Raw genomic sequence first — 18465 nt, 5'->3', positions numbered from 1 at the left:
TCGGGGGTTCGGGGTCGATCAGTCCATGGGGAGGTTGGGGACGGCGCGGCTGAGACCGGCGGACACGTGCCCGGCAGCCTGGGCCAGCAGCGGGCCGTAGCGACGGATGTCCGCGGGCTCCACCCGGTAGCTCGGGATGACCAGGCTCAGGGCGGCGATTGTTCTGGCTTCCGAACGGATCGGCGCGGCCAGGGCCGTGACATCCGTTTCGACGCCGCGTTCGACGACCACGTAGCCGGTCTCCGGGGTGTGCCCGGTGAGCACCTGCCCGGCCGCGGAGCGTTCGAGCGGCACGGTGCGGCCGACCCAGCTCGAGTGCCGCACCGAGTGGGTGCCCTCGACGATGGCGATGTAGAGCCCGGTGGCGTCGTGGCCCTCGACGCTGAGGTAGACGGACTCGCCGGTCTCGGCGACGAGCCGCTCCATGGCCGGGCGGGAGAGGGTGACCAGCGACTCGCTGCTGAGCGACTGCGCGCCGAGCTGGATGATGCGGCTGCCCGGCAGGTAGGCGCCGTCGTCGGTCTTGTGCACGAAGCCGCGGGTCTCGAGCGTGCGCAGCAGGCGCAGGGCGGTGCTCGGTGCGAGGGCGACGGCGCGTGAGCTCTCCGAGAGCGTGAGCCCGTCGGCGTCGCAGATCACGGCGAGCAGGTCGAGGGCTCGTTCCACGGTGCGGGTGGACGACTCGGCCATGGGTGCTCTCCCGGTTCTCATGCGGATGCTGATGTCATCCAGTAAAACTCAAGTGCCACTGTATGGCAAGAGGCGGCTGGGGGACCCGTTCCCATTCACCGGGTCCAGGGCATGACCGCGGACATCGCCCACGTCCTCGCCGACTTCTCCACCTCCCGCGAACCTGTCTACGCCGCGGCGGGGAGTCGGCGACGGATGCTGCTCGGCCGGTGGGGTCAGTGACCCCCGCCGAGGTTGCCGGCGAGACGGGCGTGGATATTGGTGCTGGCATCGTTCATACCCACGATCACAGCGCGTTTGCCGAGACGTTCATATTTGTTCGTGATGGAGTCGAGGGCTGCGACGGTAGAGGCGTCCCAGATGTGGGAGGCGGCCATGTCGATGACGATGCGGTCCGGGTCTTCTGCATACTCGAACTGGGTGGTGAGGTCGTTGCTTGATGCGAAAAAGAGCGCGCCGGTCACGGTGTAGTACGCGGTCGGCACGGTTTCATCGGTTGAGACGGTGCGTTCCACGTCGACGAGGTGGGCGACCCGGCGGGCGAAGGCGACCATTGCCACGAGAACCCCGACGACTACGCCGATGGCGAGGTTGTGGGTGATCACGACCACAGCGACTGTGGCGACCATGACCGTGGTTTCGCTCTTGGGCATCCTCTGAAGTGTGGACGGACGGATGCTGTGCCAGTCGAAGGTCAGCACCGAGACGATGATCATCACGGCCACCAGGGCGGCCATGGGGATGATGGCGACGACATCGCCGAGAGCGACGACCAGGATCAGCAGGAATACGCCGGCAAGGAACGTGGAGATGCGGGTTCGGGCGCCGGAGGCCTTCACGTTGATCATGGTCTGGCCGATCATGGCGCACCCGCCCATGCCGCCGAAGAAGCCGGAGAGCATGTTGGAGACGCCCTGACCCCAAGTCTCGCGGGTCTTGTGGGAGTGGGTGTCGGTGACCTCGTCGACGAGTTTGGCCGTCATCAGGGACTCGAGGATGCCGACCATGGCCATGGCCAGCGCGTAGGGGGCGATGATCGTGAGCGTCTCGAAGTTGAGGGGGACGTTCGGAATGAAGAGTTCGGGGAGGCTCTTGGGCAATTTGCCCTGGTCGCCGACGGTGGGCACGTTGATTGCGATGGTGACGGTTGCGATGGTCAGCACCACGATGGCGACCAACGGGGCGGGGATGATCTTGGTGAACCGGGGCATGACGACCATGATGATGATTCCGATGGCCACCAGCGGGTACACCATGAACGGTACGCCAAGCAGTTGCGGCAACTGTGCGATGAAGATGAGGATGGCCAGGGCGTTCACGAAGCCGACCATGACGCTGCGGGGGATGAAACGCATGAGCTTGGCCACACCCAGCACGCCCAGGATCACCTGAAGGAGCCCGGCCAGGATGACCGTGGCGATGAAATAATCCATGCCGTACTCGCGTGCTACGGGGGCGATCACCAGGGCGATGGCTCCCGTTGCGGCGGTGATCATCGCGGGGCGGCCGCCGAGGAACGCAATGGGTACAGCCATCACGAAGGACGAGAACAACCCAACCCGTGGGTCGACTCCAGCGATGATGGAGAACGAGATCGCCTCCGGGATCAGCGCCATCGCCACGACAAGGCCGGCGAGGACTTCCCGAGTGAGGAGCCGCGGGGTGCGCAGCGCTGTCATCATCGATGGTTCGGCTTTGTAACGGTCGGGTGCGAGGGATTTCTGAACGAGAGCCATGGGGCCTCCAGGGACGAGGGCTCGCGGTGGCGGGCCAGAATGGGGCGAAGGGAAAGGGGTGCGCCCGATGCGCACAACCATGCGCCGGAACGGCGAGGATGGATGGTGGACTGGCATTCATTGTCAGCCGACGATCACAACTCTACCCTAACGTTAGGGTTATGTTTGAGTTGACGCGTGAGAGGTACCGCCATGTCACCGACTGAGTCCACGGCAACGATGCATATCGGCGAGCTGGCCGAACGCACCGGACTGTCACTACGAACCATCCGCCACTACGACGAAATCGGTTTGCTCAGGGCCTCAGGCCGGACCGATGGCGGCTTCCGCCTCTACACGGACGAAGACCAGGCCCGGCTGATCCTGATCCGGCGCATGAAGCCGCTGGGCTTCTCGCTTGAAGAAATGATGTCGCTCCTCAAGACCATCGACACACTGGACGGCGCCATCGAGGGCGCCGACATCGCCGCCGTGAGGTCGGACCTGGAGTCCTTTATTGCACAGGCCGAGGAGCGGCGCCAGGGGCTGCGGGATCAGCTCGCAATGGCCGACGAATTCCTTGCTCTCCTGCGCCAGCAGTGAGCGAGTGCCCTGCGGTGGACTCAGATGGCTGAGGGTTGGGAACAGCTCACTTCTGCGAATTCACGGGACCCTGAGTAGTGTGACCCGCGGTCGCCCTGACGACCGCCGCGAGTCGGAGCCGCCGGTCGAATCAGAGTGTGCGCAACAGGGAAGTCACATCGCGCCTCATCGACATGGGGTACTCGGTCGTGGGCGTGCCTCGGTCATCGCGATCGCATTCTTAGCCCCGGCCGCATCGTCGTTCAGTTCCGGAAACACGGTGAGGAGACCTTGGAGGCCGGCGACATCCTCGGCCAGGATCCAGTATTCTGCGCGGTCGAACTTTCGTCGAGCCCGGTCAGCTACTCCGGCGACCGCCACGCCGTCGCGCGAAGCGCACGCCTCGACCCACCACGGGACAGAGATAAACGAGACGGACCGTGAACCCGGATTATGTGCGTCGGCGATCATGGATGACGTGCCCTGGGTCATTGGGGACGCCCGCTTCGATCCGCACACACTTGCCAACGTAGGGTCGACTCGACGCCGGATCGATGCGGCTCAGGCTTGCTGTCCAACATCCAACAATGTCGCCAGCAAGGGCCCTGTTTTGGGTCCGCGTCAACATGCGTGATGCCGTGATCACTGAAGCCGAACTGTTAGTGCGCGAAAAGCTGAGAGGCGGCATGGCGGGTGGCTGCCTGCGCCATTCATTCGGCCGTGAAGGCCTCCCCGTTCCTCGGCAGCCAGTTGCCACCGTTGACCTGAGGGCGCTCAAAGACGATCGGCCCGCCCCGCGCCGTCGGCCAGTTCGTTGAGTCCGTGACTTGCACGTGCACGTGAGGCTGCGTGCTGTTGCCCGAGTTCCCGCATGATCCGATGTTCTCGCCGACCATGACCACCGATCCAACTGCGACGCTCACCGATCCTCGCTGGAGATGGGCGATGAGCACAAAAGGCCCGGCCGGCTCCAGTGCGATGACCACGTGATTGCCCGCGATCGCGCGCACGCCCTCTCGAATTCGGCGCGCTTGGGAGAGCGCGTAGGGAATCAACGCCAATTGTGAGCGCCGGGCCTCGTGATCAAGCTCACCGTCGACCGCGGCAACGACTGTGCCCGATGCTGGCGCAAGGATCGGGGCGCCGAATCCGGCAAAGAGCTCGGGGGGCTCCGTCGCTAGCACGGAGCGCCAACCGTGCTTCGCCGAACGGCCTCGTTCGTCGACGGCGATGAAGTCGATTGCGAAGGTCGTGCCGAGCAGATGGGTGCCATGGCTGGGAACACGGTTCGCCGGACTGTTCTCTGCGGTCCACCGGCCCTGGAACGGAAATCGCAGCACGACGGGGGGAGTGCTCAACATGACAGCACCTCCGGCCGCGCATAGTGATGAGGCCCGTTCGAGCGACACGTTGAGTGTAGCGAGAGGCACGAGTCCACCGGGCCCGACCAGATCGGTCTAGGTTGAGGCGTCTCGCCCGCAAGCCGACCCGCGTTCGGACGCGAAGGTCACATGAACCGGGCGGTGCGGTTCCCCCCTGGCATTGAGGCGGGGCGTCGCTACCAATCCCGCAGAACAACCTCCACCCGCACAGGCATACCTGCCGGACCGGCACAAATCGGTCCCGCACGAAGCACGCGATCGGTATGCCTAACTGCCCGTCACACCCCTGCCAGAAATTTGGTTTTGCCCTCTGTCGTACGCCTGGACGGTGAGCGCTCACGCGTTTCGCTGAGGCGGACACTGACGTCGACGCGCTTCCGCCATTGCGGGAAAAACCCCGCCGATCGACGATTCGGTCCTGTCGACCGCACCCGCCGGGAACTGAGGCAGATGCGCTCGCTCGGTGACCAAAAGACCCTTGAATGCGCCCGTTCTCAGCGTAACGGCGCCCCAGCAGCATGCCCCGCACCGATTCCGTGGATCGGTCCAGCAACCACTTGTCAATGACGAACAACGTGAACGCGGTGTCTTTGCGGAGGAACCTCCCGGGCCCGCCGGATGTGTCTTGGGCGGCGACCCAGGCTTCCTCGAGGTCGGGCATAATTGTCCGATGACGGCCAGGAAGAGTGCCCGTTGGTGGCCATGAGATCAGCCCGATTCCTTTTCTGGATCCGACCGCTTAAACGGCGGGAGTATCCTCTTGGGCAATGTTTACCGTGTCTCAGTCGCACCAAAGCTCCCAGGAGGAGGCCCTGCATAGAGTTAAAAGTTAGAGGGGGCCATCGTCGGCGACATCGAGCGTTCCGACGCCCGTGGCTTGCTCGATCGGCCAAGGCCTGCGCATCAGAATTTACGTTGTCGCATCGCATCGCATCGCATCGCATCGCATCGCATCGCCTCAAACTCACCACCGTGGCCACGGCAGTTATCGACCGCAGGACCGATTTGGGAAGCCGCGTCGGGGCGAGAGAAGACGCCGACGTCCACTACGGCCTCGCCGCCGGCAAGGCCGTCGAGCGGGCGGCGACCCTCGCCACCGCGCGCGCCCGAAACCCCGAGCGCTGCAGCACCAGCTGCGACCCGAAGATCCTCGCCACCCCCGACGCGGCCTGGATCAACAAACCCGCCGCTCAAGAAAAAGAGCCGAAACTAGCCGCCTAAACTCACGCTGGCCTCATTCACCTTGACAAATTCCGCAGTCACGGCAGGTCAATCACTCAGGTTGTCGCTCACGGTTGGCTGGTGCGTCGCGAGCCTCGAGAAGGCAATTCTGGGGGACTCCTCGGCTGTGTGTCGCAACAGAACGAGAGTTTCGAAGAAATGGAAATCGGCGACGTTATTCGCTGGACAATCTTCACAGCGTTTCGCGATGTGATTACGCACTTGACATCAAGCGCAGAATCCGGATCCATCTGGGTGGTGAGCGCATGACCGCGATCAGTCATGTGCGAGACCAAATGAATGGTTTCGATCACCGGCCGGCGCTGCCGCACGCTGCCACGGGCGGCCCGGCCCGCGAGGACGTGATGCCACTTCACGACGTTGGCACGCCGCAATTTGAGGACAACACTGATGGTGTCCTTGTCACCTACGCCGTCGCGGGAATCGACGCTGCCTTTGCGATTCTGGTGCGCCGGCATCGACCGCTGATGCGCTGTTGCGCTCTGCGGTTAATCGGCTCGGGTGCGGAAGCCGACGACGTCGTGCAGGAGTCGTGTGTTACCGCATGGCAAAAGCTATCGACATTGCATGACGGTAGGTGTTTGAAGTCTTGGTTGATGCGGGTCGTGCTCGGGCTCTAGTTACTCGGTGATCGCGGGCGAACTCGGGGTTCCAGTATCAACGGTGCGAGGACTACTCGCTCGATCTCGTCATACTCTCGCTCACGAAATGGCGTGTTGGCGCTAACCGCCCGCATCAAGCTGCGCGAACACGCACCCAGAGCGGGGCCCATAACACACGGGGGCGTCACAATGTGGAAAGAGCCTTCACAGTGGCTCCTAGCCACGCCGACTGTGCCTCCGACTGCATTTTTTTCCGGTCTACGGGCATATCTTGCAGAGCGCAACAGTAGAAGTCATGATCGAAGGTTAGGGCCTCGAGTAGGGGCCGAGGAGACAGCTGTCGACGGGGTTGCAAAAGCGTCGCCGTTATCGAACGAAAAGGCCCCGGTTGTGTCGCCCAGGGAAAGACGAGCAAGAGAACCAGGGCTGATCATCGGAGTGGGGGGACTCCGATGCGGAGCGTTACAGGGACGGTTCCTGCTGGCGGATTCGGCTCGCCCGAGAACATCTCACTCCCACCTCGGAGGACTTTTTACGCGGAGCCTGAAAGACCCTTGTTGCCGCGCATCATCACAGCAATGATTGATTCATGGCAGATAAGCAGAACGATGTCGATGAGATCTGGGATGACTGGAAAGACGCGATCACGATGACCGTCAGTGAGCTCAAATTGTGGCTCGACACGGATGAATCCAAGGAAGTCGGACAAAAAAACGATGGCAGCGGAGAGTCCATCGGGCACAAGTCCGGTCGCAGGATCGTGACAATTCTTGAAACGAAGAAAGCCGATCTGACTGCGTCCGATGTCGAACATATGCATAAGGTCGTCAGCTACGTGAAGCGGCACAGGGCACAGGGACCGGATTCCGATGTCGAGCACTCACGATGGCGATACTCGCTGATGAACTGGGGAAATGATCCACTGAAGAAGGCATGACGTAGGAGGTCGGTGCAAAGTTCACCGCGCACGCCGTGTTGGGGGAGCGCCTGTTCTACAAGGGGGCGGGTTCGGCGGGTGCGCCCCATCGTGGGACCAGGAGACATGAGCGACCGGTTCAGCTATTGGGTTTCCCGGCTGGGGGCCTACGACGCACGGCTCTCCAGTCGTGCAACCGGACGCCTCGGTCCCGAACACTTTAGGGGGTTTAGCTAGCGCATCTCTGCCAGCGCGGGGCTGCGAAGGGGGTTCGACCGACTTACGGTCCAGATGACGGCGGCGAAAATGACGGTGGCAACAGCGATAGCAAGAGCGTAGAGCGCGACGATGCTGTAGCCCTGGGCCGGGTTCAAGAAGGGGTAAGGCACCCATCCGTCGGTTGCCCCGCGGACGAGCACGACCATGATCCACACGATCGGGTAAATGAGGGCGATCCATATTTCGTTCCATCGGAGGGGGCTGCGGTCGTTGAAGATCAGCCAATCGAGTGCTGCGGCGAGGGGCAGGACGACGTGCAACACGGTGTTGGCCCAGGCCAGAGAGACGCCTCCTTCGAGCCCGGCGAGCAGCAAGTTGTAAACGAATCCGGTAATCACTATGTAGGTAGTGGCACACCCCCTCGCCAACACCAAACGTGGGGATTGGTGTCTCCCGAGGAAAGAAACGAAGGCGGAGACTGCCAGCACGATGACCACAATGATGTTGCTCTGCATTGTGAAAAAACCGAAAAAGTTGAAGGGGTTGATCGTGGCGCGGGTGGCTGTGTCGAAGAATGTCGACACGATCGCCGCTATGCCGAGGAGCACGATGGCCAGGCGAAGTGACGGAGCAAGGAGTTTCATAGTTCGTCTCTGATCGGTGGTGCGGGTGCTGTGCACATCTGTGTTCTGCATGAATCCTAAGGGGTTACGACTTACATGGCAGATGCCAGTGCGGGGGGAACCGATGCCCCTGAATTTGATTCCACGGCCCGGGGTGCTTGCGCGAAGGATCGATGGGGCCATTAGCTCGCAGGCCTTCCGGTCGCTGGCGCACGAGCCACGACCGCGGCTCCCTGCGGGACCTGGACGGGTCGGCCAGGCATTCGCCCGGACTCGCGCGGCGTGACTATGTCAGTCGCGAAGCAGCGCAGCGAACGCATCCGAGAGCTCACTCCTTTCCCTGCCCAATTCGGGCAGCACTGCCAAGCGCCCGACTGCTATAGCTTCGAAATCACCCTCGTCGACAACTGATCGGGAACTTGACCCGCAATCTCAGGGATGCAACAACCGGAGTATCGAGACTGTCGCTGCGGGGCGTTCCGCTAGAGTTCCACGCCTAGGCGGCATCGACGTCGGTGCCGGCGCGGGGGTCGGTGTCCTGGTCGTGGCGCGGTTGATGGTGGTGGTGAGGGTTGTGTCGCGGGACCGGGGGACGGTGTCCACCATGACGGGTCGCGCTGCATCCCCAGTCGTCCGTGCGGCCACGACAGCACGAGCTGCGTCGTAGTTGGTCATGTAGCGGTTTGGGTCGGCGATTATCTGCACGGCATGCGCGGCCGCGTTGGGCGTGAACGACCCCAGCTTGGCGCGCTCACGAGGCACTCAGCCGAACGGCACACCGCGCTGCACCAGGAACGGCCGCGGGTCGACGGCGGTGCCGTCCGTTCGCACCTCGAAGTGCAGGTGGCAGCCGGTGGAGGCCCCGGTGCTGCCGATGCTCGCGATGACCTGCCCGGCGATGACCGTCTCGCCGACGCTCACGAGGGTCTGGCCCTCGGCGAGATGCGCATAGCCGGTGGCAATACCGTTGCCGTGGTTGATCAGGATCCAGTTGCCGTAGGTCCCGAGGGGTGCTGCCGTGACCACGACCCCCGCGCTCGCCGCATAGACGGCCGCCCCGCACGCCGCGCCGATGTCGGTGCCGCCGTGGACGTCGTTCACCTCAGGCAGCGGTTTATCGTGCCGGGGACCGAAGGCATCCGTCAGGGAGCCGACCGCCGGCGCGGCCCAGCCCGCATCGCTCGGTTGGCCTCCGAGCCGGCCGCCGAAGTCGTCGGTGCCGGCCGCGGGAACCAGGTTGGGCAGCGGTGTCAGAACCAGGGCGACCGGCGTGCTCGCCGAGAGATCGGTCACCTCAGCGGAGGCCGCATCGAGCTCCTGCTGGGCGCCCTCCATGGCGAGGCGGGTGTCGGCGAGCGGGATGGCCTCGATCGCGGCCCGAAGTGCGGCGTCCTGGTCTTGCAGTGCTTCCTCACGCTTCGTGTCGGCGTCGACCTGGGCCTGCACCTCGTCGAGGCTGTTCGTGAGCCGGTCCAGGCTGTCGAGCGTGGCGAGCCGGGCGAGCAAATCATTGCCGTCGCTGCTGCCCGCGAGCAGCACGTCCACGGCTTCGGGCCCCGATCGCTGCAGGGTGGCGCGAACGAGCGTCGCCAGCGCCCGCCGGGATGCCTCGGCCCTGGCGGCGGCGTCGGCGCCGTGGTCGCGCACCAGATCGGCCTGCACGACAGTGGCGTCATAGTCGGCCTTGGCCCCGGCGTAGGCGAGTTTCGCGGCGTCGTAGGCGGCCTGAGTGGCGGCGGCGGCCGTTCGGGCTGCTGCTGCTGCCCGGGCGGCGGATGCCTGAGCCTCGGCCGTGCGGGCGGCGGCGGCCTGCGCTTCTGCTGCTGCAGCTCGATCGGCTGAGGCTGATCCGGCCTCCACGGTCAGCTCTGCCGGTGCCGGTGCCTGTGCAGTAGGCTCGGCGGCCGGTTCAGGCTCCGTGGGCGTGGACGGCTCCTCGCCGAACACTGAGGGAGTGGTGGGTGTGGGTGTGGGTGTGGGTGTGGGTGTGGGTGTTGGTGTCGGGGACGGCTCACCCATCGGCTCCGTCGTGGGGGCTGGAGCCGGTGCCGGTTCGAGCGTGGGGGCAGGGGCGATTGTTGGCTCGGGCTCGGGCTCGGGCTCGGGGACGGGTGTCGGGGTGAGCGTCGGCACCGAGGAAGGAGTCGGTGCATCCATGGGGCAGGGCGCGGCAGCCGAGTCGGCCGGCCCGGAGGGCTGAGCCGGATCCGCGGCCGCCGGGGCATCCGTCGGGAAGAGCCTGGCGCATGCATCAGGGACAGCGGGCACCGCGGCAGCCGGATCCTCCGTCGCAGCAATAGGGGCGTCGTCGGCGAGGGACCGTGCGGGTGTCCCGAAAATCGTGAGGGCCACGATGACGGAGACGGCGAGCTGCGTCGCCAGGTACCGTGGCGGGACCGGGACCGGGGGCAGGGAAAGGCGGAGGCGAGATCGGGGGGAGGGGTTCATGAGTCTCCACAGTCCACTGTTTCAGGGCATCGATTCAGGGCATCGACGGGCAATTCCGGGGCGGTTGCAACGGGTTAGCGGGTGACATCATGACATGGGCCCGTGGGGCCGACAAGCGATTGACGCAGCCCGGAGTCCGTGTTGCCCTGCGATGCCTGGCGGGCTTCAGGCCAGCGGCCCGACCACGCCCGCCGCGGCATCCCGCACCGCGCCCGACGCCACGAGGCCCACTATCGCCTCGATCTCGGGGGAGAGGAACCGGTCGTGGCCGGGGCCGTCGGCCACCGTGCGCACGAGGGCCCGCACCGCGCCGGTGGCCGCGCCGGGAGCGAGCGGCGCGCGCAGGTCGAGTGAGCGCGACGCCGTCATCACCTCGATCGCGAGCACCCGGCCGAGGCCGTCGATCGAGTGCCGCAGCTTGCGGGCGGACGCCCAGCCCATCGACACATGGTCCTCCTGCATGGCCGACGACGGGATCGAGTCGACGGATGCCGGCACCGCCAGCCGCTTCAAAACCGACACGATCCCGGCGGCGGTGTACTGGGCGATCATCAGCCCCGAGTCGACGCCGACCTCGTGCGCCAGGAACGGCGGCAGTCCCTTGTTGCGATTCGCGTCGAGGTGGCGGTCGGTGCGCCGCTCGCTCATGCTCGCGACGTCCGCCGCGGCGATCGCGAGGAAGTCGAGCACGTAGCCCACCGGGGCGCCGTGGAAGTTGCCGTTGGACCGCACCCGGCCGTCAAGGGTGACCACGGGATTGTCAACCGCGCTGGCCAGCTCGCGGCCGGCGATCAGGGCGGCGTGGTCCATCGTGTCCCGGGCGGCGCCGTGCACCTGCGGGGCGCAGCGGAGGGAGTAGGCGTCCTGCACCGTGGGGTCGTCGGGACCGGCGTGGCTGGCGAGCAGCGGGGAACCGGCCAGCAGCGCGCGCAGATTGGCCGCGCTCGTGGCCTGGCCGAGCTGGGGGCGGAGGGCCTGCAAGTCGGCGGCGAAGGCGGCATCCGTGCCGAGGAGCGCCTCGACACTCATGGCCGCAGCGATGTCAGCGGTCGTGAGCAGGCGGGACAGGTCGGCGAGGGCGAGCACGAGCATCCCGAGCATGCCGTCGGTGCCGTTGATCAGGGCGAGCCCCTCCTTCTCGGCCAGCACGACCGGGGTGATGCCGGCCGTGGCCAGGGCCAGACCGCCGTCCATCAGGGTGCCGTACGCATCCCGCACCAGACCCTCGCCCATCACCGCGAGCGCGCAGTGCGCGAGCGGTGCGAGGTCGCCCGAGCAGCCGAGCGATCCGTATTCGTGTACGACGGGGGTGATCCCGGCGTTGAGCAGGGCCGCGTAGGTCTCGGCGACCACGAGCCGCACGCCGGTGCGCCCGGTCATCAGAGTCGACAGGCGGAGCAGCATCAGCGCGCGCACGACCTCGCGCTCGACCTCGGGACCGCTGCCCGCGGCGTGCGAGCGCACCAGGCTTGCCTGCAGCTGGGCGCGGCGGTCGCTCTCGATGAACGTCGTCGCAAGAGCCCCGAAGCCGGTAGAAATCCCGTAGTGCGGGTGCACGTCCTGTGCGAGTCCCTCGATGATGCGGCGCGTCGAGGCGACGCCCTCACGCGCCGCCGCGGGCAGCAGGACGGGCGCATCGTGGCGGGCCACCGCGGTGACGTCGGCGAACGAGATCGGGCCGGTACCCACGGTGACAGATGCGCTAGCAAGGTTCATCCTCCGATTTGACACCAACCGGGCCGCCCGCACGACGGGTTTAGGCTTGATACTGTCCGGGATACCGGACATTTATTCGGTGCCGTTCACACACCGTTCACACACACCGTTCACGGGGAGGCAGGCGCATGACCCCGTCGAAGGTTCCGGCGGCGCAAAGCACGCTGCGCATCCTCTCCCACCTGGCCACGCAGCGTGGCCCGGTGCCGGCGTCCCAGATCGCCACGGCCCTCGGGCTGCCCCGCTCGAGCGTTTACGACCTGCTCGCGGTGCTCGCCGACCAGGGCTTCGTGGTGCACCTGCCCGAGGAACAGCGATACGGCCTCGGCCTGGCCGCCTTCGAGCTGAGCTCGGGCTTCTCCCGGCAGCAGCCCCTCTCACGCCTTGGCCGTCCGCTCGTCGCTGCGCTGGTCGACCGGCTCGGTGAGAGCGCCCACCTCGTCGTGCTGCACGGGCGCGACGTGATCTACCTCGTCGAGGAGCGTGCCCCCCGGCGCCCGTCGCTGGTGACGGATGTCGGCGTGCGCCTCCCGAGCCACCTCACCGCGAGCGGGCGTGCGCTCCTCGCCGCGCTGCCGGCAGCCCAGCTGCGGGCGCTGTACCCCAACGCCGCCGCCTTCGTCACGCGCCACGGCCGGGGGCCACGCACCAGGGCGGAGCTGCGCACCCTGCTTGAACAGGTGCGCCGGGACGGGTATGCCCTCGAGGACGGGGAGATCACGGAGGGGATGGCATCCGTCGCCGTGGCCGTGCGCGACCACGCGGGCTGGCCCGCCGCGGGCATCGCCGTCACCTTCCCGCGCGAGCGCATCGCCGAGGAGTACTGGCCGGCGCTCGCCGCGCAGCTCGGCGGCACCGCCGCGCAGCTCTCCCGGCGCATCCGTGGCACGTAGCCCTGCGGCGCATGTGTCGCCTGCCCCGGCTCCCCGCGCGCTGCCTGCCGGGGCACGCGGCCTCCACAACGCTCGCGGCGCATCCTGTGGCAGCGGGCGCACGTTAGGACATGTGCCCGCTTCCCTACCCTGCGCCGCGAGGACGCGGCGCACCGCGGGCCCGCCGCCAGAGGGCCCCGCGGCTACTCGCCGAGCGTCGTGTGCAGGAAGGCAGCCACCTTTTCGCGCATGACGGCGTCGAGGATGCCGATCGAGTGCAGCGTCCCCGGCACCGTCACGAGCTCGTGGGCGACGCCCGAGCGTTCGAGTGCCGCCGCATACCCGGTGGCCTGCGACAGCGGAATGTACTCGTCGGTCGACGAGCCGAGGAATACGGGCGGATCGCTGCGGTCGAGGGTGCTCGCCGGCGACGCGGCCGTGGCATTGGCGCAGCCGCGCAGGGTTTCGCAGCCGACGTAGTCGCGCACAATGTTCTGCAGCCCCGCGGGGGCCCGGCCCGTGACCAGCGCCTTGTGGCTCAGGTCGAGCGGCGCGGAGAGTTCGGCGACCGCGGCGACCCGGGCCCCCGTGGTCAGCGACCCTGAGCCGCGGGTGCCGAGCAGTGCGGCGAGGTTGCCGCCGGCCGAGCCGCCGAACACGCCGATCCGGTCGGGGTCGATGCCGTAGGTCTGCGCATTGACGGGGTCGCGGGCCCACTCCACGGCCAGGGCGACGTCGTCGAGCGCGGCGGGGAACACGGCATCCGGTACCATCCGGTAGTTCACCGAGTAGGCGACGAATCCCTCGGAGGCGAGCCAGGCGCAGACTGCGCGCCAGTCGCTGTTGCCCTTGTCGCCTCGGGCCCAACTGCCGCCGTGGATGGAGATGACGGCCGGACGCAGCGCGGCCGCCGCGCCCTCCGATGACAGCACGACCGGCGGCGCCGCCTCGAGGGTCGTTTCCGCAGTGGGGGTGATCGTCGGCGAGCACACGTCGAGGGTGAGCACGGCGCCGTCGGCCTGGGTGCCGTACTCAACATTTTCGTCGACCGTGATGCCTTCTGGCCGCTCGAACGTTCGGATGCCGACGATCTGGGTCGTGACGAGCTCGCTGCGCTGGTCGCCGGGTTCGTCGGGCGTCACGGAATACAGCGGGGGGCGGAAGCCGCCGAGGAGGGCCGTCGCAGCCATGGCGATGCTCACCGCGCCGGCAATCGTCAGAAAACGGATGCGATGCGAGCCGAATCGGGGATGGCGTGGGCCGGTGTTCACGTGTGCTCCGAGCTGCGGGGTAGTGCATCGAGACTAATTCGTCTCTCGCGCCTCACCGAATCCCGTTCGGGGGGCGGGGTGGGGCATCCTCGCCTGGGTCAGCGCGTCGGCGTCGGGTCGGGGGCGGCGTCGGCCTGGTCGCCCTCGTCGGCCTCCGGCAGGATATGCGGCCGTAGGGCGGTGAGAATGCGGGTGACGTCCATCGCGACCGTCGCCGCGACCCCCAGCGACGTCACCGGATCAGAGTTTCGCCGCTCGTCCAGCTCGGTCATCAGGTCCGTCAGGGCGGCATCCGCCTCGGCGAATGCCGCCTGCTCGTCATCATCCGTGTCCCAGTCCCGCAGCACCGCGGCCACGGCGTGTAAGGTCCGGCCGAGCGCCGGCCGCAACTCGGGGCGCAACTCGAGCTGGACCGGCTGACCCCAGACCGCCGCGGCGAGCACCTCCGTCAAGTCGCGCACATGGAAGGTCACGTCCTCAAGGGCCGACAGCTCGTCGTAGTCCGAGCGAAGATCCCGCTGATGCGCGTGGGCGCGTGGGTTGCCCTTGCGACTGTCATCGGCGTGGCTGACCGCCGCGCGCACCGCACGGCCGACCGCCACGAGCTCCTGACTGCGGGAGGCCCATCCGTCCCGTTCAGGTGGCCAGCTGTCGGCCAGGGCGTCGGCCACCTCCGAGAGCTGGTCGGCCAGGGTGCGGCGAAAGCGGATCAGCTGCCGGCCGACGGCTTCGAAGGCCAACGGCGGAAAGAAGAGGAGGTTCACGGCGAGGCCGATCACGATTCCCAGCGTCATCTGCACCAGATACCCGATGGAATAACCGTCGGCATTCGGCCCGCCGACGATCAGCACGAACAGCGCCGTCACCGGGATGTACTCCCGGCTCGCGCCGAACCAGCCGGTGGCCGAGATCGCGGCGCCGACGCCGACCGCGAGCGAGATGGTGAGAACGTTCGGCTCGCTCAAAACAATGACCGCCCCCGCGAGCAGGATTCCGACGGTGAGGCCGCCCAGGGTCTGCAGGGCGTTCCGCACCGAACTCATTAGCGTCGGGTACATGCTCACTAGCGCGCCCAACGGGGCGTAGTAGGGGTAGTCGTCGGCCACACCAGGCAGCAACGGCGCGATCGACCAGGCGATGGCGACGGCGATGGCGGCCTTGACCGCCTGCACGATTCTCGGGCTGGTCGCGGCCACTCCCAGCCAGGACACCGTCCTCCGTGCGCGATGCACACTCACCTGCGCCGAAGTGCCGGCGGTTGCCCGCTCCCGGGTCATGGCCGGGTTCCCGGGATCGTCTTGGCGAAGCAGACGCTGAAGGCTTCGCCCACGTACTGACCGAACAGGGGAACCTCCCGGTAGCCGACGCTCCGATAGAAGGAGAGCGCCGCATGGCTCTCCGGCCCGGTCTCCAGCACGATTTCTCGGATGCCGCGGGCCGCGGCATCCGTCTCGATCCCCGCCAGCAGGCGGGCGGCCACGCCGCGGCCCCGGGCATCGGGGTGAACGAACATGCGCTTCAGCTCCGCCGCGCTGGCGGTGCCGGCCCCACCCACCAGTGCGGCGATCCCCAGGGCGCGGGCCCTCGCATCCCGCACGACGTACACGGCGACACCCGGCTGCTCGAGCTCGTCGACGTCGAGCAGAAAGTTGCTCTCCGGTGGGTACAGCGAGTGGGCGTAATCGCCGCTCAGTCGCAGCAACTCGGCGATCTCCGGCTGCCGCGGGGACTCAATGGTGATGGACGTCAGCATGTGAACAGAGTAAGCGGTGAAGGTGAACCGTGACATTGCGGCATCGATCAGGTAACGTAGACAGGTCGGCTCTTGACACCGCGTTTTTTTGTGTGCGCGGATGGGTTTGTAAGTCAGGATGGGCCGGTTTCCCAGTAATCCGCTGGTGAAAAATCACTGTATGTGAACGGCCCCGGCCATAGACTGCCCGGGTTCTCAGGTTGCGTCGCGTGTGCGGCGTTGTTCTGCCATGTACCCAATACAACCCAGGAACATTTTCCATGCCTAAGAACTTCGATCCCAAGTACTCCGCCAAGGGTGGACCGTCCAAGGGCGGCAGCAAGAGTCCCGGACACCGCGGCCACAACGCCGCCGAGGGTGCACCCAAGAAAGCGCGGTGGAACGCCGGCGAGCGTGCCGACCGTGCCGCCGGCCGCCCCGCAGGCAATGACCGTCCCGCCTACGGCAACGGCCGCCCTGCCGGCAACGGCCGCCCTGCCGGCAACGACCGCCCGGCCTACGGCCAGCGCTCCGAGCGCCCCGCCTATGGCGACCGCCCGAATCGCAGCGACCGTCCCTCTTCCGGTGGAGCCCCGCGCGGAGACCGCCCGTCGTACAACAACGACCGTCCGCGCACGGACCGTCCGGCGTATAACAACGATCGTCCGTCGTACGGCGACCGCGCCCCGCGTACGGATCGTCCGTCGTACGGCGACCGCGCCCCGCGTACGGATCGTCCGTCGTACGGCGACCGCGCCCCGCGTACGGATCGTCCGTCTTATAACAACGACCGTCCGCGTACGGATCGTCCGTCTTATAACAACGACCGTCCGCGTACGGATCGTCCGGCGTATAACAACGACCGTCCGTCGTACGGCGACCGCGCTCCGCGCACGGATCGTCCGGCGTACAACAACGACCGTCCGTCCTACGGCGACCGTGCCCCGCGCACCGACCGTCCGGCGTACAACAACGACCGTTCGTCCTACGGCGACCGCGCCCCGCGCACCGACCGTCCGGCGTATAACAACGACCGTCCGTCCTACGGCGACCGTCCGGCCCGCACCGAGCGTGGCGGCTACGACCGTTCCGAGCGTTCGCACTCCGATCGTCCGGCGCGTCCGGCCCGCTCGGCATCCGATGGCGGCCACTCCAGCAACTTCTACCCCGACCGCGACACCAAGGCGCACTTCGCCGCCGGTGACGACGTCGTGCTTGAGCGCCTCGAAGCCATCGCGACCACGGCCGCCGAAGTCGTCGGCGTGACCTTCGGCGACCTGGGCCTCGGTGAGAACATCGTGCGCGAGCTCGCTACCCTCGGTGCCGCGACTCCGTTCCCGATCCAGGCCGCGACCATCCCGGACGTCCTCGCCGGGCGCGACGTGCTGGGCCGTGGCAAGACAGGTTCCGGCAAGACCATCGCCTTCGGCGCTCCCCTCGTGGAGAAGCTGCTGGAGAACAACGGCGCCAAGGACCGCAAGATGGCCCGCAAGCCTCGCGCGCTCATTCTGGCCCCGACCCGTGAGCTGGCTCTGCAGATCGACCGCACCATCCAGCCCATCGCCCGCAGCGTCGGCCTCTTCACCACCCAGATCTACGGCGGCGTTCCGCAGTACCGCCAGGTCAGCGCCCTCCAGCGTGGCGTGGACATCATCATCGGCACCGCCGGCCGCATCGAAGACCTCATCGAGCAGGGTCGCCTCGACCTGAGCGAGGTCGTCGTCACCGTCCTTGACGAGGCCGACTACATGTGCGACCTGGGCTTTCTCGAGCCGGTTCAGCGCATCCTGCGCCAGACCAAGAAGGGCGGCCAGAAGCTACTCTTCTCGGCCACCCTCGACAAGGGCGTCGCCCAGCTGGTCAAGGAATTCCTGATCAACCCGGCCGTGCACGAGGTTGCCGGCGAAGATCAGGCCTCCTCCACCATCGATCACCGCGTGCTCGTCATCGAGCACCGCGACAAGAGCGCCATCATCGGCCAGCTCGTCGACCGCCAGGGCAAGACGCTGATCTTCTCGCGCACCCGTGCCTACGCCGAACAGCTCGCCGAGCAGCTCGAAGACGCCGGCGTGAAGGCCACCAGCCTGCACGGCGACCTGAACCAGGCTCGACGCACGCGCAACCTGCAGATGCTGACCAGCGGTCGCGTCAACGTGCTGGTGGCGACGGATGTCGCGGCTCGCGGCATCCACGTGGATGACATCGACCTGGTCATCCAGGCCGACGCTCCAGACGAATACAAGACCTACCTGCACCGCTCCGGTCGTACCGGGCGCGCCGGCAAGTCCGGTACCGTCGTCACGCTCATCCCGAAGCAGCGTCGCCGCCGCATGGATGAGCTGCTGGGCCGCGCCGAGATCGAGGCCTCCTTCACGAACGCGGCCCCCGGCGACACGTCGGTGCGCGACCTCGCCGGAATGTAGTCGGCAGCAACTCCATCACCTCCTGAAATAAC

Annotated in this window: 14 protein-coding genes and 1 pseudogene; 6 read left to right on the top strand and 9 right to left on the bottom strand. The window is 66.9% G+C overall.

What is annotated here, in order from left to right; all coding sequences use genetic code 11:
• Window positions 1-18: 18 nt before the first annotated feature.
• Window positions 19-690: a helix-turn-helix domain-containing protein gene (locus E3O18_RS14665; RefSeq protein ID WP_134394030.1), complete on the bottom strand. Its 672-nt coding sequence runs from the start codon at window positions 688-690 to the stop codon at window positions 19-21.
• Between the two features lie 215 nt (window positions 691-905).
• Window positions 906-2426, bottom strand: coding sequence for a SulP family inorganic anion transporter (locus tag E3O18_RS14660; protein WP_134418406.1), 1521 nt, complete (start codon window positions 2424-2426; stop codon window positions 906-908).
• A 192-nt stretch (window positions 2427-2618) separates the two neighbouring features.
• Between E3O18_RS14660 and E3O18_RS14655 the strand changes: the two genes are divergently transcribed.
• The gene (locus E3O18_RS14655; RefSeq protein ID WP_134397638.1) at window positions 2619-3008 is read left to right on the top strand and encodes a MerR family transcriptional regulator; all 390 of its coding nucleotides are present in this window, start codon (window positions 2619-2621) and stop codon (window positions 3006-3008) included.
• Between the two features lie 689 nt (window positions 3009-3697).
• Here E3O18_RS14655 and E3O18_RS14650 read toward each other — a convergent pair.
• Window positions 3698-4348, bottom strand: a complete 651-nt coding sequence (locus E3O18_RS14650) for a peptidoglycan DD-metalloendopeptidase family protein (RefSeq protein WP_134418404.1) — start codon at window positions 4346-4348, stop codon at window positions 3698-3700.
• 1056 nt (window positions 4349-5404) lie between these two features.
• Here E3O18_RS14650 and E3O18_RS14645 point away from each other — a divergent pair.
• From E3O18_RS14645 to E3O18_RS14635, 3 genes and pseudogenes are all read left to right on the top strand, one after another.
• A pseudogene (locus E3O18_RS14645) lies at window positions 5405-5590 on the top strand (hypothetical protein); the annotation flags it as partial.
• A 266-nt stretch (window positions 5591-5856) separates the two neighbouring features.
• Window positions 5857-6231, top strand: coding sequence for a sigma-70 family RNA polymerase sigma factor (locus tag E3O18_RS14640; RefSeq protein ID WP_241978205.1), 375 nt, complete (start codon window positions 5857-5859; stop codon window positions 6229-6231).
• Between the two features lie 571 nt (window positions 6232-6802).
• Window positions 6803-7150 carry a DUF3140 domain-containing protein gene (locus tag E3O18_RS14635; protein ID WP_134394026.1) on the top strand — a complete coding sequence of 116 codons (348 nt, stop codon included), beginning with the start codon at window positions 6803-6805 and terminating at the stop codon, window positions 7148-7150.
• A gap of 212 nt (window positions 7151-7362) precedes the next feature.
• Here the strand turns inward: E3O18_RS14635 and E3O18_RS14630 are convergent, their stop codons facing one another.
• The 3 genes from E3O18_RS14630 to hutH form a co-directional block, all read right to left on the bottom strand.
• Window positions 7363-7992 carry a Pr6Pr family membrane protein gene (locus E3O18_RS14630; protein ID WP_166784561.1) on the bottom strand — a complete coding sequence of 210 codons (630 nt, stop codon included), beginning with the start codon at window positions 7990-7992 and terminating at the stop codon, window positions 7363-7365.
• Between the two features lie 741 nt (window positions 7993-8733).
• Window positions 8734-10419 (bottom strand): M23 family metallopeptidase, encoded by a 1686-nt coding sequence (locus E3O18_RS14625; RefSeq protein ID WP_166784941.1) that lies wholly within the window; start codon window positions 10417-10419, stop codon window positions 8734-8736.
• Between the two features lie 165 nt (window positions 10420-10584).
• Entirely contained in the window at window positions 10585-12135 is a 1551-nt protein-coding gene (gene hutH, locus E3O18_RS14615) for a histidine ammonia-lyase (RefSeq protein WP_241976519.1), read from the bottom strand.
• Between the two features lie 128 nt (window positions 12136-12263).
• On the opposite strand from hutH, the gene E3O18_RS14610 reads away from it, so the two are divergent.
• Window positions 12264-13028: an IclR family transcriptional regulator gene (locus E3O18_RS14610; protein WP_134394022.1), complete on the top strand. Its 765-nt coding sequence runs from the start codon at window positions 12264-12266 to the stop codon at window positions 13026-13028.
• A 182-nt stretch (window positions 13029-13210) separates the two neighbouring features.
• Here E3O18_RS14610 and E3O18_RS14605 read toward each other — a convergent pair whose 3' ends face one another.
• From E3O18_RS14605 to E3O18_RS14595, 3 genes are all read right to left on the bottom strand, one after another.
• The gene (locus E3O18_RS14605; RefSeq protein ID WP_134418401.1) at window positions 13211-14278 is read right to left on the bottom strand and encodes an alpha/beta hydrolase; all 1068 of its coding nucleotides are present in this window, start codon (window positions 14276-14278) and stop codon (window positions 13211-13213) included.
• A 98-nt stretch (window positions 14279-14376) separates the two neighbouring features.
• Entirely contained in the window at window positions 14377-15489 is a 1113-nt protein-coding gene (locus E3O18_RS14600; RefSeq protein WP_134394020.1) for an FUSC family protein, read from the bottom strand.
• 62 nt (window positions 15490-15551) lie between these two features.
• Entirely contained in the window at window positions 15552-16031 is a 480-nt protein-coding gene (locus tag E3O18_RS14595) for a GNAT family N-acetyltransferase (protein ID WP_134394019.1), read from the bottom strand.
• Window positions 16032-16291: 260 nt separating this feature from the next.
• Here E3O18_RS14595 and E3O18_RS14590 point away from each other — a divergent pair, with 260 nt between their 5' ends.
• A complete protein-coding gene (locus tag E3O18_RS14590) occupies window positions 16292-18433 on the top strand; it encodes a DEAD/DEAH box helicase (RefSeq protein WP_134394018.1) in 2142 nt (713 codons plus the stop codon).
• The last annotated feature ends 32 nt before the right edge of the window (window positions 18434-18465 follow it).

The organism is Cryobacterium sp. TMT2-42-4 (genome assembly GCF_004402645.1).
GTDB classification, from domain to species: Bacteria; Actinomycetota; Actinomycetes; order Actinomycetales; family Microbacteriaceae; genus Cryobacterium; species Cryobacterium sandaracinum.
This window is presented reverse-complemented; position numbering and strand designations above follow the sequence as displayed.

Bases quoted from the DNA above. Each gene is read 5' to 3' on its own strand.
- E3O18_RS14635 (WP_134394026.1), top strand. From the start codon at position 6,803: ATGGCAGATAAGCAGAACGATGTCGATGAGATCTGGGATGACTGGAAA.
- E3O18_RS14650 (WP_134418404.1), bottom strand. From the start codon at position 4,348: ATGTTGAGCACTCCCCCCGTCGTGCTGCGATTTCCGTTCCAGGGCCGG.
- E3O18_RS14640 (WP_241978205.1), top strand. From the start codon at position 5,857: ATGACCGCGATCAGTCATGTGCGAGACCAAATGAATGGTTTCGATCAC.
- E3O18_RS14630 (WP_166784561.1), bottom strand. From the start codon at position 7,992: ATGAAACTCCTTGCTCCGTCACTTCGCCTGGCCATCGTGCTCCTCGGC.
- E3O18_RS14665 (WP_134394030.1), bottom strand. From the start codon at position 690: ATGGCCGAGTCGTCCACCCGCACCGTGGAACGAGCCCTCGACCTGCTC.
- E3O18_RS14655 (WP_134397638.1), top strand. From the start codon at position 2,619: ATGTCACCGACTGAGTCCACGGCAACGATGCATATCGGCGAGCTGGCC.
- hutH (WP_241976519.1), bottom strand. From the start codon at position 12,135: ATGAACCTTGCTAGCGCATCTGTCACCGTGGGTACCGGCCCGATCTCG.
- E3O18_RS14595 (WP_134394019.1), bottom strand. From the start codon at position 16,031: ATGCTGACGTCCATCACCATTGAGTCCCCGCGGCAGCCGGAGATCGCC.
- E3O18_RS14660 (WP_134418406.1), bottom strand. From the start codon at position 2,426: ATGGCTCTCGTTCAGAAATCCCTCGCACCCGACCGTTACAAAGCCGAA.
- E3O18_RS14625 (WP_166784941.1), bottom strand. From the start codon at position 10,419: ATGAACCCCTCCCCCCGATCTCGCCTCCGCCTTTCCCTGCCCCCGGTC.
- E3O18_RS14610 (WP_134394022.1), top strand. From the start codon at position 12,264: ATGACCCCGTCGAAGGTTCCGGCGGCGCAAAGCACGCTGCGCATCCTC.
- E3O18_RS14590 (WP_134394018.1), top strand. From the start codon at position 16,292: ATGCCTAAGAACTTCGATCCCAAGTACTCCGCCAAGGGTGGACCGTCC.